Source organism: Colwellia chukchiensis (assembly GCF_002104455.1).
GTDB lineage: Bacteria > Pseudomonadota > Gammaproteobacteria > Enterobacterales > Alteromonadaceae > Cognaticolwellia > Cognaticolwellia chukchiensis.
Window position 1 is genome coordinate 41,485 of record NZ_NBOC01000013.1, and the last position, 16,133, is coordinate 57,617.

Below are 16,133 nucleotides of genomic sequence, written 5' to 3' on the forward strand. Positions count from 1 at the left end.
TTACTAGGCACTTATTATCAACAGCGATCATAGCCAAATTTTTCCAAACCATATATGCCGAGTAACCTTACTTGGTAATTTGGTACAAAAGCCTGAAATTCGTTATCAGGCTAACCCAGTAATTGCCGTTGCCGAGCTGACGTTAGCGACTCATAGCCGTTGGTTTGATAAAACCAATAATTGCTTTAAAGAGTGGACCCATTTCCACACAGTCAAAGTGGTGGGTGATATAGTTGAAGCTGCCCTTATCCATGCCAATAAAGGCGATATTACGTTAGTGCATGGCTATTTAATCAATAGTAAAACAAACAACCGCGAAGTTGTTCATGCCAGTTACGCACAAACCTATCCAAAAGGCTTTGCTAAATCTATTAACCAAATACACTGCAGCGGCAGTATAAGCTCTGATATTAAAATCTTAACCACAGAACACAATAAAACGTTAACAGAAATTAGTTTAAGCTCAAAACAGCGGGTCGTATCTGCTGTAACCGGGAAAAGCTATGAGGTCACTATACAACGTCCACTGCATGTTTGGGGGAAAGAAGCACTATATTTAGCCAAGCATGCGAAAAGAAACGACCAAATAATAGTTGACGGCAAATTAAGCTATCTTAATAATAAACAAAAAAGCCAATATATCGATGTGCAACAGGCCACTTTATTGTCTAAACATTAACTTATTGTGATATGCAATGACTATCAAGGACTTAGCGTTTTATGGAGCAAACTAGCTGGACAACTAAATGCCTAGGTTATTTATTTGCGCTCTGGCTCATTTTACTCAGTCAGCCAGCACTTGCACAAGTCGACAACGCTGCGCAATTAGTAGCTATTGCTAGCCTTGAACACATTCCGCTAGCAAATGATGCGTGGCAAGACGTTTTACCCGTATCAGCGCACAATAACAGTTATTTTCTCACCACCAAAGCCGGCAAGCTTTTTCTGCTGAAAGAAAATCAGGTCAATGACAAACCATTCTTTGATTTACAGGCGGCTTTAAACAATCGCCAAATTATTGCCCTTAACGCCATCACGCTAGATCCAAGTTTTCATTATCGTGATAGCGACGGCTACCAAACCTTTTACACCGCCCATACTGAAATCAGCAAAACCAAAGCCAGTAAGCTAAAGCCTGCCAACAATGAGTTGAATTTACCTTATGATGCAGTAATTATGCGTTGGCAATTAAGTCAGTTTAATGGCCAAGCACCTAAACTAAATCAACAGCACGAAGTGATGCGCATTGCCATAAACCAAGTCAATGAGCCAATACTACAATTAAGTTTTAATCCTTTTATTGAGTCTTGGCAGGATGATTATGGACTGCTGTTCGTTGCACTTTCTTACAGCGAAGCGTTACAAAACGACCCGCTATATGCAGGAACGATCTTACGTATCAATCCTAGCAAATTTGGCTTACTCGGTTATATGACCCCTGTGGATAACCCGTTTCTTAAAGAGGCGAACATCGTCAAAGAAACCGCCATCATTGTCGGGCAACCCATAACACACTTTGATTGGTTTAAGCGGGGTATGCACAGCTTGCTACTGCATATTACTCACCAAGACAAACAGCGCTTAGTAGCGGCACGAATCGGCGATGATTGGCGTAAAGCCATCCCTAAAGCACAAATAAAAAAAGACTTACCACTAGCCACCAAACTTACCAAGCCTAAACTCTATCATGGTCGTATCCATGCTCGCTTACGCGGCAAGGCGCTAAGCTTAAAGCAAGCACAAAGCCACTGGCTCTTACAGCCAATACCACTACAAAACCAAGATCAGAGCGCAGCAAGTTCACAAGATCCCCCCATGGTGTTGGAGCTACAGAAGAATAACGCGGCCGCTAAATTTAGCCTGCACCAAGACCATGACGGTGAATTGTTATTACTTGAGCATAAGCAAGCGCGCATCTATACCATTAATGCGTCTACCGATATTAATACTGCCACCACACCCGCAACGCCAGTTAGCACGCCCGCCAATAACAGCAGTGGTTTTAGCTTAATAGTAATGGTTGTGATCATGCTATCAATTAGCTTTTGGTATTTAAAACGTCGCCATAGCAAAAGGCAACATTTTTTATATCAGCAATGGAGTAACTTTCAGGTTAATACCGCCACAAAGTCGCTTTCGCTCTTTAAGCGCCACGCAAAGCAAGCAGAAACAACGCTAGATCTTACAACCATTACACACAGTGAGTTATTACTTAATGATGAACTAGTCTCTCGGGTCAGTGCTGCGCCTGAGCAGGCTTTTTCTAACGCTTGTGAACAAGCCGTAATGACAGCCTTTGCCAAAGAGCATCGGTTAAAAATGTTAGACAATAAACAGCGAAAAATTCAGCTGCGCTTAACCCTAGAGCAGAAAAAATCACAGCTTATTTGCCTATACTACCGAGTTGGCAATATTCGCCATACTAAACTTAACTATACGCAAGCGCTCAATAAAGCGCTGGATTGGCAATGGCTAATTTCGGGGCAGCTCAACCCAGAAGCAACACCAAAACGCAAAATTAAAGTGCAATTAGCGCCGCCTCAAGCGCCTGCACCAAAAGTGATACCAGAGCGCCATAATACGGCTGCCACGGCTAACCAAACTCAAACTAATCAAACTAACCAAACTCATGCTGACCAAACAGATGCCCTAGTTGAGCCACAACAAAATGAGCCAACCGGCACAACCGACGCCAAGCTCGTGGCCGCGCTCGACAAGCTAGTTTTGCTAAAGCAGCAAGGCTTCCTAACTGAGCAAGAATTTAGCAGTGCCAAAGCGAAAATTTTACAAGATTTAACCAATAACTAGGGCCTATTGACCTTTCAGCGTTAACATTTATTCAATGTTAAACCGATTTAATCGCGGCGCGAGCGTTGAATAATCGTTAGGCTATTTGAAAAGCGAGCAACAAAGCCTACATTCGTTGTATATGCACCTAAAGACAGCACTTGTTTGAAATTTAAATGGCGTTATCACCTGTTCGTGTCGCTAGCGACAGGTCACATGCTCTGCCTTGTCTAACGACCAAACAAGTCACTGTAAAAGTTATCTCGAAAGGTCAGCAGCCCTAGGCAAGTAAACTCCCGCAGCCGTTTGCATATCACTATGCCACTACAGTGTGTAGTGGCTAATTTAACTTGACCACTACACACCCCTTGTAATTAACAACAAAGCAACGCAAAATGCAGGCATTTTTCGTATTGGGTGCTTTATGCCAATGTTGTCGAAACCCTCTTACTTGCTTTTATTACTGTTAGCAATACCCGCATTTGCTAACGACTACGGCAATATAACCGTTAGCCGTATCACTCAGGTTTATGATGGCGACACTTTTCGTGTTGATATTGACCAATGGCCGGCGTTGATCGGCAAAAATGCCCCAATTCGTGTTAATAATATTGACACTCCAGAGTTGAGAGCTAAATGCCCACAAGAAAAGCGCTTAGCTTTATTGGCAAAACAGTTTACTCAGCGTAAGCTACTTGGCGCAAAAACAGTCGAGCTAAAAAATTTAAATCGAGGTAAATATTTTCGTATTACCGCTGATGTTTTTATTGATGGTGAAAACCTAGCCGATAGCTTGCTTAAGGCCGGTTTTGCCAAGGTTTACTTGCCTAAAAACAAGAAAACAAGCTGGTGTGATACCTCAACTCATGTCTAAGACGCCGCTGTTAGCCATTGCCACGGTTTGCACTCTCGTTTCATTGCTCTTAGCTATGGCTTTATTACCTATTGTGCTGGGAAACTACGGCGATGACATTAACCGCTACTTAAACACCTTACTCGCAGATCATAAATACGCCGCCCTTTTATTTACTGTGATAGTCGCTTTGGCGATGGCCTTGGGATTACCACGACAAATCGCAGCAGTCAGTGCAGGATATTTGTTTGGTGCGAGTTTTGGCACCCTGTTAGCAACATTGGCGGCCAGTATTGGCTGTGCGCTAACCTTCATATTAGCCCGTCATTTTTTTGCAAAAAGAGTGCAAAAAAAATATCCCTTACCTGTCGCTAAAGTACGATATTTTTTTAGTCGGGATACATTTTTAAAAGCGCTTATCATTCGCTTGGTACCCGCTGGCTCTAATTTCCTTACCAACTTATTAGCCGGTACGGCTAATACGCCCTTACGAGCTTACTTATTAGGCTCAACGGTTGGCTTTATCCCACAAATGACCATTTTTTCATTAATGGGTGCAGGCTTGCGCGTTGATGGCCAGCAGCAGCTAGTTCTCAGTTTGATATTGCTACTGATTGCCCTAGCTCTTAGCGGCTACCTTTATAAAAAGAGCACAATGCGTTATCTGCCTTTTCGCAAAAAATAAAAGAAAAAATCTCAAACAAAAATAACAAATCTAGCTAAATTTAAGCTCGCATGACGTCATTTATGCAAGCAAAAAAAAGAGGCCGTAGCCTCTTGTTTTAGTGTTTTCTGCTTGAGCGACGTTAACGCACTTATTTTAAGGTCAATAAATGGTTAACTAAATTGATATAGTCTTGCTCAAAATTATTTCTGTCTAGACCTTTCAGCTCGACGCGGTATTTACCGTTAACAATCACAGTCGGTACGCCAGTAAGCGCCCCTTTGTTTGCAAAATAATCTTGTTGTTTTTTCATGGCTTTGGCTTTACTTGCTACGCCAAAGCTTTTCATTAACTTATCAAATTTTTCACCGTCTGCGCCATTAAGTACAAACACGTTGCGAATATCTTTTTCTGAGGTAAAAACGGCTTTTTGCACATGTATATAGTTAAATAACGCGGCGATAACTTTTTTCTCAACTCCCATTTGGTGCGCCACAACCACTGCCTTGCTTAGCAAGTGTTGTACTTTTGGCGATGCGGCACGTAAAAAGTCAACATGGTTCATTTCGAATTTGGCGTTATCTGGGATCGCTTTTTTTAATTTCGCCATAAAAGGTTCAAATTGGAAACAGTGCGGGCAATAAAAAGAGAAAAACTCACGTACTTCTGGCTTAGCGGTGACTTCATCATTCACTATTGTGTAATGCTCACCTTCCGAATAATTTGCCGCAAAAGATAATACTGGTAACAATATTAATGCGAATAAACTCACTAATCTTTTCATAAAAATAAACGTCCTAATCATTATTAAATAAAATTCTATATCGCTATTTCAGCTTAGTAAGGTACTAAACTTAACGGCGGCTGCTGCAGCGCCGACACCTGTTCTTTCAAGGTCAATATTTGTTGTTCCCAATATTTTTCGGTATTAAACCACGGAAAATTATGAGGAAAAGCAGGGTCTTGCCAACGTTTACATAACCAAGCCATATAGTTAACTACTCGCATAGTACGCAATGATTCAATTAAAGGCAATTGATTGCTGTCAAAGCGATAAAACTCTTCATAGCCGGTTAATATGGTTTCTAGCTGCATTAACTGTTGTTGTCTATCGCCACTAAGCATCATCCAAATATCTTGAATAGCAGGCCCGGTTCTACAATCGTCAAGGTCGACAAAATGCGGCCCGGCTGGCGTCCACAAAATATTACCCGCATGACAATCCCCATGTAAGCGAATTTCGCCGTCCGGCTGATACTGTTGGCTGGCAATGGCAATAACTTGCTCTAAAATAGTGAAAAAAGGCAAACTTAAGCTCTTAGGTACAAACTGAGATTTCGCTATAATTTGCTGGGCTTGTTGAAGCATTTCTTCACTACTAAAGCTTGGGCGCTCAGTAAATTGCCGTTGAGCTGCCACCGCATGAATTCGCCCTAAAAATCGTCCCATCCATTCGAGCTGATCTAAGTTGTCTACTTCAAAAATACGCCCACCACGACAAGGAAAGATAGCAAAATAATAACCTTGATGCGTAAACAACGACTCGTTATCAATTTTTAGTGGCGCTACTAATGGGAGCTCATGTTCGGCTAATTCAAACGCAAACGCATGTTCTTCACGAATTTGTGCTGGTGTCCAGCGCTGCGGCCGATAAAACTTAGTGACGTATTTGTTCTTATCCATGTCATGAAATTGATAAACGCGATTTTCATAACTGTTCAGCGCTAACAAACTGCTATCCACCATCAAGCCGGTGCTTTCTATGCCATCAAGGATCAGGTCTGGCGACAGTGAACTAAAATCGAAAGCGGCCATTAGCGTTTATTAAAGAAGCGACTTTCATGTTCTAGTTTCACCTCTTCCGTGTCAGAGACCAATTCCACAACAAAGCTGATATCTGTCATATAACTGTCGAGTTCGTATGGATCCACAGAGAGACTGATCGGCAAGGTGTAGGCGGTTGCTGCTTTGACAAATACCTCTTGTTCACCGTGCCATTTTACATTATTAATGCCCTTTACCGACAGGCGATAGCGGTTATCGTTTTGTGATTTATTGAGTATTTTCAGTGTATATACGTTCTCGATATCACCATTAAAGTTCTCTTTTGCCAGCTCAGTGCGATCTCGGATAATGTCCAGAGATACTGGTACACGGCTGCTGATTTCTACCACCAATAAACTGGTCATCACGGTTAACACTAAGGCATAGCCAATCAATTTACCGCGTAAAATATTGACTTTCTTCCCTTCTAGCTCGTGCTCTGTTGTATAACGAATTAAGCCTTTATCATAGTTCATCCGCTCCATTACACCATCACAGGCATCGACGCAGGCACCGCAGTTAATACATTCATACTGCAGGCCGTTACGAATATCTATGCCCGTTGGGCACACTTGTACGCACAAGTTACAGTCAATACAGTCGCCTAACCCTAAAGCTTTGGGATCTTGTTTTCTAGAGCGTGGGCCACGGTTTTCACCGCGAGTTGCATCATAAGATACTGTTAGTGTGTCTTTATCAAACATCGCCGATTGAAACCTGGCATAAGGGCACATATGTAAGCACATGATTTCTCGCATCCAGCCGGCGTTACCATAGGTACAAAATGCAAAAAACCAAACCGTAGCCGCTAACGCAAATGAGGCATTAAAAGTGAAAAAGTCAATGAACACTTCTCGAACTGGGGCAAAATAGCCAACAAAAGTTAGCGCCGTTAACACAGAAAACAGCCCCCAACAAAAGTGCTTTAACGCTTTACGCCAAAATTTATTAGCGTTGAGAGGTTGGCTATCAAGCTTTTTACGTTGGTTTGCTGTGCCTTCGATTTTTTCTTCAAACCAAATAAATATAAAGGTCCACACCGTTTGTGGGCATAAGTATCCACACCACACTCGCCCCAAAAAAGTCGTGACAAAAAACAGTAAAAAAGCACTAAGAATAAAAATCCACGCCAGAAGTGTTAGATCTTGTGGCCAAAGCGTTACACTCCACAAGGTAAAGCGTTGCTCGCTAATGTCCAATAAAATGGCTTGATTGCCGTTGTATTCTATCCATGGCAGCAGGGCAAATAAGGCTAAGAAGAAAAAATTCATTTTTTGGCGTAATTGCTGGAAAACGCCGGTAACTTTGCGCACGTATATTTGATCGCGTGGTTTATAGCCATCATTATTATTGGGTTGATGAATTTCAACATTTTTGATCGGAATTTGATGACTGACTTTGCTGTCTTTACGGTCGTTGGCTTTCAAAGCGGCTCCTTATTTCGAAAATGCCCGCTGATTATAACGGATTAGCACAGCTAACCCATCAAAAAAAAAAGCAAAATATTGTATTAGTCACAGAAAATTGATTACCCTAGAGCTATTCTCATTAGCTTTCGACTAATAAAACAACAATATTAAGTGTGCACAATTATAAAATGCGCTTAGGTCGCTGTTATTGACCCGCACATATTAAGTATAAGGTAGGGTATGAAAAAATTATTGATCTTAATCGTGGCTATTGCATTATATTTTCATTTTTATCCCAATGAAAAACTTAACCTGTGGCTAGCGCAGCAAAAAACTAGCATCTTGAGTCTGTTTTCTGATGCAACTGACACTAAAATACGTTTAAAGTCCGATAAAATTTATCAAGATTTATCTCGTGACTTTGCAACTTTTAACTCACAAGAACAAGCCTATGTTGCTGAAATTACCGCTAGTCGTGCCAGTGTTAATCGCTTTAACGAAACCTATTGCCTAGGTAAAAAGCGCACCCCGAAACTACAGCGAGAAAATTTGCTTAAAGTCTGTGAAACCATTGCCCAATACGCTAATTTGTTATAATAAAAATCGGCATGAGATACACTCATGCCGTAAACGCTTTGCATAACAATCAACACTAGCCGTTTTCAATCACCTTGGCGCTATTAGGCGGACAGTTTGGCCAAGAGTTCGGCAAAGCTTGCCGCGCTACTTTTTGTCAAGCTGTGCTCACCATCGCGAATAACCCAGTTACCATTGACCATCACGTCAAGCACAGGGTTCTCGCGGCTGGCAAATATCATACTGTCTAACAAATGGTCGTCGCTATGAGCATATAAGCGCAATTGACTATCATCTAATACTAATAAATCGGCTTGTTTACCAAGCGCCAATGTACCGGTATTGCTATTAGTACTTTGCGCACCGCCGATAGCGGCTTGTTGCCATAAATTCAAACCTACTGATTTTTGCTCATTGCTTGTTAGTAGCGCGCGCTGTTGTTTAACTAAACGTTGCGCATACTCAAGCCAACGCAGCTCTTCAATAGGGTTAACCGATATGTGACTATCCGAGCCAATAGCAAAGGTGCCATTTTCCCTTAAAAACTCGTCGCTAGGAAAAACGCCATCGCCCAAGTTAGCTTCGGTGGTTGGACAAATGCCGGCAATAGCTTGGCTGGCAATAATACCTTGGCGCTCACTTTCATCGATATGCGTGGCGTGAATTAGACACCAATGCTGGTCTAACTCGGCATTGTCAAGTAACCACTGCACTGGTCGTTGGCCATAGTGGGCAAGACAGTCTTGTACTTCTTTTTGTTGTTCCGCAATATGAATATGTATTGGCGCTTTACTGTCCAGTGCGCGTACATGTGCCACCGCAGCTTGTAGCGAGCTTTTATCTACTGCGCGTAATGAATGGGGTGCGATACCGATATTGCAATTTGGCTGTAAATTCGCCAGAGCAAAGCAATCACTCACCAACTGATTAAACTGTGTTACCGAATTGATAAAACGTTTTTGCCCATCAGTTGCTTGTTGTGCGCCAAAACCGCTAAACCTATACAAAACAGGTAATAAGGTTAAGCCAATACCAGACGCTGTCGCGGCATTAAAAATGGCCTTTGCCATAGTGGCTAACTCAGGATAATTGTTACCATCAATATCATGATGCAGATAATGAAACTCAGCTACTCGAGTGTAGCCCATTTTTAACATTTCAATATAGAGCTGGGTGGCAATCACTTGCGCATCTTGCGCCGTTAGTTGTTGCAAAAATTTATACATAATTTTGCGCCAGGTCCAAAAGCTATCTTGCCCTTCCCCCCCTTGCTCACTAAAACCCGCAAATGCGCGCTGAAAGGCATGGGAGTGACAATTAACCATACCCGGAATTACCACCCCTTTGGCTTGCTCTGCACCAGCACTTTCACCAGCGGCAATCTCAGTGATCAGTCCCTGCTCTATGGTTAAGGTTTGATTGCTTGCCCAACCATCAGCCAGTAAGATTTTTTTTACAAAAAGTTTCATTGAGACACTCCGCTAGCGCGTAATTGTTGCAAACGCTATTAAGGTTTGAACTAACGCTGCTAATTTAGGTTGTACTTGCTGCGCTAGTGCTTCGTCATAAGTCATGGCCTGCTCGTTCATATATGTTCGCTGAGAGAGCTCTAACTGCACTGCATGAAAATTACTCGTTGGCTGACCAAAAGCGCGGGTAATATAGCCACCTTTAAAGCGACCATTACAAACCATACTATAAGGTGCGTAATCTAAGTTTGCTAACGCAGACATTAGCTCAGGTGCGCAGCTTTTTCCGTCTGCATTACCAAAATTAAAATCAGGTAGTTGGCCTTGAAAAAAGCGCGGTACCTGTGAGCGAATAGAGTGAGCCTCTAATAATACCGCCTGCCCAAACTCAGCTTTGATTTGTTCAAGTGTTGTTGCCAGCGCATCATGATAGGGCTGCCAATACTGCTTAACCCTTTGACTAATTTGCTCGGCTGTTGGCTCACAACCGGCTTGATATAAAGGGGATAAATCAAATGCTGTGGTAGGGCAAAGTTCGGTATTATTTGCCCCCGGATATAAATCAACCCCATTAGGGTCGCGATTTAAATCTATAACATAGCGATTATATTTGGGCGTTATTAAATAAACCCCGAGCTCACGGGCGAACGCATATAGCCGATCCATATACCAATCTGTATCAGCAACTTCGCGCCCTTTATCTGTCATAACTTGCGCAATATCTTCCGGCAATGCTTGGCCATTATGCGGCATGCTAATAAGCAAAGGCACAGACCCTTTCACTAAACTGTAACTTTCTGACATTTACCCTCTCACTCAAATTGTATATACAACTTCATTGCCCTTAATTTAGCATTTCAAGAGCAAAACTGGAAATGATTTCTCTGTTGCCACTAATCATCTAGTTAACGCCAAGCACTAGCAAAGCAAGCGTAGCAATATTATCGCGTAAGCACTATCGTATAAAATGCGCCTGCTTTAAGTTTCACGTTGACCTTAATGCATCGCAATAAACTCAACGCCCTTTCACTTAAGGCGCAACAATAAGCGGATCAACAAACTTTTATCAATCGAATTTTACGATTACAATAAGCGGTATTAATCATTTTAACAAAATGTCTACTTAGGTAATAATAACGCTATATTTAATTCACACATTATTTACAAGACCTTAGACGGAGCCATTATGTTAGAAAATAAAGAGCAACAAAAAGTCCCTAATGTAACTTTTACATTAAGAAATAATGACGAGTGGACCACCCGTAGCAGTGATGATATTTTTAACAATAAAACCGTAATTGTTTTTTCACTACCTGGGGCATTTACACCAACCTGTTCATCGTCGCACTTACCGCGTTATAACGAGTTAGCCCCAACACTATTTAAAAATGGCGTTGATGAAATAGTTTGTATGTCGGTTAATGATACCTTTGTTATGAATGCGTGGGCTCAAGAGCAACATGCCGATAACATTAGCTTTATTCCCGATGGCAATGGTGCCTTTACCGAGGCAATGGGTATGTTAGTCGATAAAGCTGATCTTGGCTTTGGTAAACGCAGTTGGCGCTATGCCATGCTAGTTAAAAACGGCATTATTGAAAAAATGTTTATCGAGCCCGACGTACCCGGCGACCCATTTGAAGTCTCAGATGCAGACACTATGTTAAAGCACATTAACCCTGCAGCCTGCCAAACGTCTGCCATTACGGTTTTTAGCAAGCCAACTTGTCCGTACTGTAAAAAAGCTAAGGCCTTGTTAACAGAAAAAGGGCTAACTTTTGAAGAACTAGAAGTGGGTAAAGATGTCAACCTGACCATGTTTAAAGCTTTAACAAACGCCGATACTGTGCCACAAGTCTTTATTGATGGTCAGCTCATAGGTGGCAGCGATGCACTGGCGGCACATTTTAGCTAATTTGTAGTCAGCTCAAGATTTGCTACTTAGCTGTTTAGTTGATTAAAGCAACATTAATGAAACGCCCGCAATAGTTGGATAGCCAATTATTGCGGGCTTTTTATTTTTTAACTATCACAAAATGACGTGATAGAATAGCGACTACATACGACGTAGGCATTACATTATGGACCATCAACCTTATAACCCTTTGCACGGTATCACTTTAAAAACCATGGTCAGTCAACTGGTGGCACATTTTGGTTATGATTACTTAGGTAAAACAATAAAAATTCGTTGTTTTACAGACAACCCAAGCATAAATTCTAGTTTAAAGTTTTTAAGAAAAACGCCTTGGGCCAGAGCAAAAGTTGAAGCCCTGTATATTCAACATAAAAATCAACTTAGCACTGAAGAATAATTGACTGGAAATGGCATTAGCATATAGCACAAAAATCTTTATCTTGCCCTAGTAAACATGCCAGACTGAGGTAATCAACAATCATTGAACCACAATTATGAAAACCACTCATCATTATATTCTTACCTGGCAGTGCCCTGATACCTCTGGCGTTTTAGCAAAAGTTTCACAAACTTTATACCAGCATGGCGCCTTTATTACTGAAACATGCCAATACAGTGATGCTGATACCGCGCGTTTTTTTTCTCGCATCGCATTTGATGATCGTGACCTTAATGTCAGCTTTGCAGAGTTCAGCGACGCTATAGCCTCGTTAGCTCAACCCCTTAATATGCAGTATCAACTCAGAGAGCGGGATAATTTTCCTAATGTGGTGATTGCAGTATCTAAATATGACCATTGCCTTGTCTCATTGCTCACTAAATGGAAGGCCGGAGTTTTACCCGTTAATATTGTGGCGATTACCTCCAACCACCTTGATTGCCAGCCTTTAGCACAATGGCATAATATCCCGTTTCACCACTTGCCGGTCACTCAGCATAACAAAGCCGAGCAAGAACAGGCACTGTGGGCACTTTATCAAGAGTATCAAGGTGATCTGCTAGTACTGGCGCGCTATATGCAAATACTTTCTGATCAACTTTGTCAGCAGCTGCGTGGTCAAGCCATCAATATTCATCATTCTTTTTTACCCAGCTTTAAAGGCGCAAAGCCCTACCATCAAGCCCATCAAAGAGGAGTAAAAGTTATAGGGGCAACCGCCCATTATGTGACCCCAGATCTGGATGAAGGGCCAATTATCGTGCAAGAAGTTAAGCCCATCAACCATACCTATAATGTGCAAGACATGATACACCTTGGTCACGACCTAGAAGCAACCGCGTTATGTCATGCGGTAAAAGTACATGCCGAACAGCGTGTTTGCTTAAATAACAGCAAAACTGTAATTTTGATGTAAGCACCAATTGTGACAGGAGGGCGGCGATAACCACCTCCTGTCACAAGTTATCAATGGCGAGATAGTCTAAGCTCAGAACATTTTCCCCACTGTTTTATCTCAGCAACTCTGCTACATTAGTGCACTACTATTTTTCAACCTTTGTGCGCGATTATGATCCATTATCAAATTTCTCCATGCCAACCTAACAGCCACCTATTTGAGGTGAACTTAACCTTTAGCGCTAACCCTGGTCAGGCCTATACCCTTAGCTTACCCGCTTGGTTACCCGGCAGTTATATGATCCGCGATTTTGCCAAAAATATTACCGAAATATCTGCCGTCAACGAACAACAACACGCAATAGACCTAACTAAAATCGACAAACAAACTTGGTCATTAGTCGCCAGCAGCGAGCAGGTGCATGTGTGCTATCAGGTTTTTGCCTTTGACTTATCAGTACGCACCGCCTACCTCGATAGTCAACGCGGTTTTTTTAATGGCAGTTCAACATTTTTACAAGTGAAAGAATTAAGCGACCTGCCTTGCACCGTTACCCTTACGCCATCGTCTTTGCCTGAGCATCAACAATGGCGCGTAGCTACTGGCTTACCACGGGCTAAGGGCACGGCTAAATTTCAATTTGGCGACTATGTGGCGGATAATTACCAGCACTTAATTGACTGCCCCGTGGCGCTCGGTGATTTTGACTGCACAGAATTTAGCATTGAAGGGGTAGTGCATCATATCGTATTTACCAGTAAGCATTATGGCGATACGGCGCGCTTAGCCACTGATTTGCAGAGCATATGCCAGCATCATATTAACTTATTTGGCGAAGCGCCTTTTCGCGAGTATTGGTTTATCACCCATTTACAAGCACAAGGGTTTGGTGGCTTAGAGCATAAAAACTCCACAGTGCTACAAGCCAGCCGTTTTGACCTACCAAATCCACAACAAGCAAATGCCGACAAAACTGAGCAGTATAAAACCTTCCTAAGCTTGTGTTCACATGAATATTTTCATGCTTGGCATGTTTGTCGGATCAAACCTAAAGAGTTCGTGCCCTATAACTTACAACAAGAAAGCTACACCAAACAGCTTTGGGCTTTTGAAGGCATTACGTCTTACTACGATGACTTTTCTCTGTATCGCACTGGCTTAATTGACTTTGATAGCTACTTGAGCATTTTAGCGAAAACCGCTACCCGAGTGCATCGCGGCACAGGCGAGCTAAAGCAAAGTGTCAGCGAATCAAGTTTTGACGCCTGGAGCAAGTTTTATCAGCAAGGCCCTGATGCGGTAAATAACATTGTCAGTTATTACGCAAAAGGCGCATTAATTGCCTTATGGTTAGATTTAACTATTCGTGAAAAGTCTAAGCAGCAGTACAGCCTAGATACTTTAATGCGCGAGCTGTGGATACACTTTGGTCGCACCGGCACAGGTACCACAGAAGATGACTTTATCAATATCGCCAATATCTTATGCGCTGAGGATATTACAACGCCGTTTAAGCAGCTGTTACATGATAGTGAGCGCATTGACTTAACCGACTTGCTGGCCAAGTTTGGTGTGTCGCTAGACAAACGAAAATTTGCTAAATTAAACAGTTTAGAAACCAGCAAAAGCGCTGATTTTCAAGTCTACTTTGGCGCGCAATATAAAGCACATGCCAATGGCTTACTCATCACGCAAGTACTTGACGCTTCGCCAGCGGCTAATGCCGGTTTAGCGGTAAACGATGTATTAATTGCTGTTGACCACATAAAAGCTACCGAACAATCATTGCCCGCTATTTTGGCTCATCATCCTGAGCATAGTCAGTTAAGTTGTCATTATTTTCGCGATGATCAGCTATTATCATCGACCATTAGTATCACGGACTCTCCGCTTGCCGGCATTGAGTTTAGTGTGCTTGATCCACAGTTGGCGAAAAACTGGCAGCGTATAATAGGGTAAGGCCTATCGGACAATGTAAACAAAAGCGTACTTAAATGCTGACAATGCCCTAGCAGCAAAGCAAGCAGAAAATTGGCGCTCGTTAAAGCAGTTATGCTAATAATAACGTCTAACAGGCTTAGTTTAACTTTGAATTGACAATACTATGATTAATGTAAAACGCTTGCATCATGTTGCTTATCGCTGCAAAGATGCAAAAGAAACGGTTGATTGGTACCAAAAGCATTTAAATATGACCTTAACAGTGGCCATTGCAGAAAACGAGGTGCCTTCCACCAAGGCACCTGATCCTTATATGCATATTTTTCTCGATGCCGGCATGGGCAATATATTGGCTTTTTTTGAAATACCGAATTCGCCTGCCATGGGCCGTGATGAAAATACGCCGCAGTGGGTACAACACATCGCCCTAGAAGTTGAAAATGTTGACGCTTTAGTAGCCGCTAAAAATGATTTGCAAGCCCAAGGCGTAGAAGTGTTAGGGCCAGTAAATCATGGTGTGTTTAAGTCAATATACTTCTTCGACCCCAATGGTCACCGTTTAGAACTTGCAGCTAATACCGGTACCGCTGAACAATATGCCGAACTACAGCGCGTTGCCCCGTTAATGGTAGAAGAATGGTCATTAACCAAAAAAGCGCCCAATCATGCGGCATGGCTACATCAGCAAGACGACTAACTGCTTAGGCGCGATATAACTATGGGTTTATCGCGCATAAGCTATGTTGTTTACATGCAAGCGTTTGGTTATATTTTGTGATCAGTAACCAGAACAGCTAAGTCATCAGCCCTTTCAACGAAGCGATTCGTATAAGTGTGCAACGTCAATTACCGGTAATTTGTACAAAAAACAGTCGCTAAGCTAAAATTAATTTACACTTGTTAACAAAAATATTACATTTAAAAACAATAGCTTGCAGGTTATTGGTTTTTTGTACAATAAATAAGCGAAAAAATAGCTTGCCGGTTATGTATATTTGGGTAAAGTATCACTCAGCTATATTTACATAGCACAATAAAAAAACGGACAATTTTGCATGGAAAGCAAATTAGCGTTAGTAAACGCAGCATTGATTTTTTAAATAGGGATGGTTTACTAAAACGTAGGAAACATGTGATTAAAATCGCCCGTTAGGGTCATAGGGAAAGCTTAATAAAGTGTCATGACGACCAAAAATAATAAAATAAGCATGGAAGTCACCATAATAAGATTGGAATGCAGCAAATAACCAGGGCGGTAACAACGGCTTAGGTTAATTTAAAAATTAGCGGAACAAAATATGATGGCATACGCCACATAACTCTCCAAAAGCGACGTTTTTACGTCGCTTTTTTTC

The 16,133-nt window shown here is 41.9% G+C and carries 15 protein-coding genes; 10 read left to right on the forward strand and 5 right to left on the reverse strand.

Features of this window, described 5'->3' with window-relative positions; all coding sequences use genetic code 11:
- The first annotated feature begins 52 nt into the window (after positions 1 to 52).
- The 4 genes from B6K83_RS13535 (at position 53) to B6K83_RS13550 (ending at position 4,325) form a co-directional block, all read left to right on the forward strand.
- Complete coding sequence (locus B6K83_RS13535; protein WP_269844019.1) at positions 53 to 679, forward strand: single-stranded DNA-binding protein; 627 nt, start codon at positions 53 to 55, stop codon at positions 677 to 679.
- 41 nt (positions 680 to 720) lie between these two features.
- Positions 721 to 2,808, forward strand: coding sequence for a hypothetical protein (locus B6K83_RS13540; RefSeq protein WP_085285463.1), 2,088 nt, complete (start codon positions 721 to 723; stop codon positions 2,806 to 2,808).
- Between the two features lie 403 nt (positions 2,809 to 3,211).
- Positions 3,212 to 3,661: a thermonuclease family protein gene (locus B6K83_RS13545; RefSeq protein ID WP_092251397.1), complete on the forward strand. Its 450-nt coding sequence runs from the start codon at positions 3,212 to 3,214 to the stop codon at positions 3,659 to 3,661.
- The gene (locus tag B6K83_RS13550) at positions 3,654 to 4,325 is read left to right on the forward strand and encodes a TVP38/TMEM64 family protein (protein WP_085285464.1); all 672 of its coding nucleotides are present in this window, start codon (positions 3,654 to 3,656) and stop codon (positions 4,323 to 4,325) included. The genes B6K83_RS13545 and B6K83_RS13550 overlap by 8 nt, the downstream gene beginning before the upstream one ends.
- A gap of 130 nt (positions 4,326 to 4,455) precedes the next feature.
- Here B6K83_RS13550 and B6K83_RS13555 read toward each other — a convergent pair whose 3' ends face one another.
- Genes B6K83_RS13555 through ccoG form a run of 3 tightly spaced genes read right to left on the reverse strand, consistent with a single transcriptional unit; the run spans position 4,456 to position 7,555 of the window.
- Complete coding sequence (locus tag B6K83_RS13555) at positions 4,456 to 5,088, reverse strand: thiol:disulfide interchange protein DsbA/DsbL (RefSeq protein ID WP_085285465.1); 633 nt, start codon at positions 5,086 to 5,088, stop codon at positions 4,456 to 4,458.
- A gap of 53 nt (positions 5,089 to 5,141) precedes the next feature.
- Positions 5,142 to 6,119: a serine/threonine protein kinase gene (locus B6K83_RS13560; RefSeq protein ID WP_085285466.1), complete on the reverse strand. Its 978-nt coding sequence runs from the start codon at positions 6,117 to 6,119 to the stop codon at positions 5,142 to 5,144.
- Positions 6,119 to 7,555 (reverse strand): cytochrome c oxidase accessory protein CcoG, encoded by a 1,437-nt coding sequence (ccoG, locus tag B6K83_RS13565; protein WP_085285467.1) that lies wholly within the window; start codon positions 7,553 to 7,555, stop codon positions 6,119 to 6,121. The genes B6K83_RS13560 and ccoG overlap by 1 nt, the downstream gene beginning before the upstream one ends.
- A gap of 222 nt (positions 7,556 to 7,777) precedes the next feature.
- On the opposite strand from ccoG, the gene B6K83_RS13570 reads away from it, so the two are divergent.
- Positions 7,778 to 8,134: a hypothetical protein gene (locus B6K83_RS13570; protein ID WP_085285468.1), complete on the forward strand. Its 357-nt coding sequence runs from the start codon at positions 7,778 to 7,780 to the stop codon at positions 8,132 to 8,134.
- Positions 8,135 to 8,217: 83 nt separating this feature from the next.
- Here the strand turns inward: B6K83_RS13570 and B6K83_RS13575 are convergent, their stop codons facing one another.
- Both B6K83_RS13575 and hutG read right to left on the reverse strand, forming a co-directional pair.
- On the reverse strand, positions 8,218 to 9,582 hold the full coding sequence (locus B6K83_RS13575) for a formimidoylglutamate deiminase (protein WP_085285469.1): 1,365 nt from the start codon (positions 9,580 to 9,582) through the stop codon (positions 8,218 to 8,220).
- A gap of 12 nt (positions 9,583 to 9,594) precedes the next feature.
- Positions 9,595 to 10,386: an N-formylglutamate deformylase gene (hutG, locus tag B6K83_RS13580; RefSeq protein ID WP_085285470.1), complete on the reverse strand. Its 792-nt coding sequence runs from the start codon at positions 10,384 to 10,386 to the stop codon at positions 9,595 to 9,597.
- A gap of 382 nt (positions 10,387 to 10,768) precedes the next feature.
- Between hutG and B6K83_RS13585 the strand changes: the two genes are divergently transcribed.
- From B6K83_RS13585 to B6K83_RS13605, 5 genes are all read left to right on the forward strand, one after another.
- Positions 10,769 to 11,497: a glutathione peroxidase gene (locus B6K83_RS13585; RefSeq protein ID WP_085285471.1), complete on the forward strand. Its 729-nt coding sequence runs from the start codon at positions 10,769 to 10,771 to the stop codon at positions 11,495 to 11,497.
- A gap of 166 nt (positions 11,498 to 11,663) precedes the next feature.
- On the forward strand, positions 11,664 to 11,897 hold the full coding sequence (locus tag B6K83_RS13590; protein WP_085285472.1) for a VF530 family protein: 234 nt from the start codon (positions 11,664 to 11,666) through the stop codon (positions 11,895 to 11,897).
- A 97-nt stretch (positions 11,898 to 11,994) separates the two neighbouring features.
- Positions 11,995 to 12,855 carry a formyltetrahydrofolate deformylase gene (gene purU, locus B6K83_RS13595; RefSeq protein WP_085285473.1) on the forward strand — a complete coding sequence of 287 codons (861 nt, stop codon included), beginning with the start codon at positions 11,995 to 11,997 and terminating at the stop codon, positions 12,853 to 12,855.
- A 153-nt stretch (positions 12,856 to 13,008) separates the two neighbouring features.
- Positions 13,009 to 14,796 carry a M61 family metallopeptidase gene (locus B6K83_RS13600; RefSeq protein WP_085285474.1) on the forward strand — a complete coding sequence of 596 codons (1,788 nt, stop codon included), beginning with the start codon at positions 13,009 to 13,011 and terminating at the stop codon, positions 14,794 to 14,796.
- 145 nt (positions 14,797 to 14,941) lie between these two features.
- Positions 14,942 to 15,475 carry a VOC family protein gene (locus B6K83_RS13605; protein ID WP_085285475.1) on the forward strand — a complete coding sequence of 178 codons (534 nt, stop codon included), beginning with the start codon at positions 14,942 to 14,944 and terminating at the stop codon, positions 15,473 to 15,475.
- Positions 15,476 to 16,133 lie beyond the last annotated feature (658 nt).

What these genes read in the sequence shown, in the direction of transcription:
- B6K83_RS13540 (WP_085285463.1), top strand. Translation starts at nt 721, where the DNA reads ATGGAGCAAACTAGCTGGACAACTAAATGCCTAGGTTATTTATTTGCG.
- B6K83_RS13545 (WP_092251397.1), top strand. Translation starts at nt 3,212, where the DNA reads ATGCCAATGTTGTCGAAACCCTCTTACTTGCTTTTATTACTGTTAGCA.
- B6K83_RS13550 (WP_085285464.1), top strand. Translation starts at nt 3,654, where the DNA reads ATGTCTAAGACGCCGCTGTTAGCCATTGCCACGGTTTGCACTCTCGTT.
- B6K83_RS13555 (WP_085285465.1), bottom strand. Translation starts at nt 5,088, where the DNA reads ATGAAAAGATTAGTGAGTTTATTCGCATTAATATTGTTACCAGTATTA.
- B6K83_RS13560 (WP_085285466.1), bottom strand. Translation starts at nt 6,119, where the DNA reads ATGGCCGCTTTCGATTTTAGTTCACTGTCGCCAGACCTGATCCTTGAT.
- B6K83_RS13570 (WP_085285468.1), top strand. Translation starts at nt 7,778, where the DNA reads ATGAAAAAATTATTGATCTTAATCGTGGCTATTGCATTATATTTTCAT.
- B6K83_RS13575 (WP_085285469.1), bottom strand. Translation starts at nt 9,582, where the DNA reads ATGAAACTTTTTGTAAAAAAAATCTTACTGGCTGATGGTTGGGCAAGC.
- hutG (WP_085285470.1), bottom strand. Translation starts at nt 10,386, where the DNA reads ATGTCAGAAAGTTACAGTTTAGTGAAAGGGTCTGTGCCTTTGCTTATT.
- B6K83_RS13585 (WP_085285471.1), top strand. Translation starts at nt 10,769, where the DNA reads ATGTTAGAAAATAAAGAGCAACAAAAAGTCCCTAATGTAACTTTTACA.
- B6K83_RS13590 (WP_085285472.1), top strand. Translation starts at nt 11,664, where the DNA reads ATGGACCATCAACCTTATAACCCTTTGCACGGTATCACTTTAAAAACC.
- purU (WP_085285473.1), top strand. Translation starts at nt 11,995, where the DNA reads ATGAAAACCACTCATCATTATATTCTTACCTGGCAGTGCCCTGATACC.
- B6K83_RS13600 (WP_085285474.1), top strand. Translation starts at nt 13,009, where the DNA reads ATGATCCATTATCAAATTTCTCCATGCCAACCTAACAGCCACCTATTT.
- B6K83_RS13605 (WP_085285475.1), top strand. Translation starts at nt 14,942, where the DNA reads ATGATTAATGTAAAACGCTTGCATCATGTTGCTTATCGCTGCAAAGAT.